The following is a 434-nucleotide window of genomic DNA, read 5'->3' as shown; positions in this document are numbered from 1 at the left end:
ACGTACCAGTGACTATTGCGATAATTTACGTCATGCTGGGCATACACAAATGGTGAATGATAAAACCGGTTTAGTACTCGATCCTTACTTTTCTGCAACCAAAATTCGTTGGATTTTAGATAACGTCAAAGGCGCTAAAGAGCAAGCACACGCAGGTGAACTAGCATTTGGTACGATAGATACCTACTTGCTATGGCAACTCACTAACGGTAAAGCTCACAAAACCGATGCTACCAATGCCTCTCGTACATTACTGTTTAACATTCATCAGCAATGCTGGGATGAAGAGTTACTGGCTTTATTTAATATTCCAGCGTCGATGCTACCTGAGGTAATGGACTCAGCGGCTGACTTTGGGGTGACTGCAAGCGAGCTATTTGGTGGTGAAATTCCAATTTGCGGTATAGCAGGCGATCAACAAGCCGCCTTAATTG

At 43.5% G+C, this 434-nt stretch carries 1 protein-coding gene; it reads left to right on the top strand.

The window, feature by feature from the left end; genetic code table 11:
- Positions 1 to 434 (top strand): FGGY family carbohydrate kinase (locus PSH48_RS21020; protein ID WP_273612325.1); only part of this gene is annotated, 434 nt, incomplete at both ends.

This window comes from Pseudoalteromonas sp. Angola-4, assembly GCF_028599265.1.
Taxonomy (GTDB): Bacteria; Pseudomonadota; Gammaproteobacteria; order Enterobacterales; family Alteromonadaceae; genus Pseudoalteromonas; species Pseudoalteromonas atlantica.
Note: the sequence above shows the minus strand (reverse complement) of the source record. Positions and strands in the feature narration are given on the sequence as shown.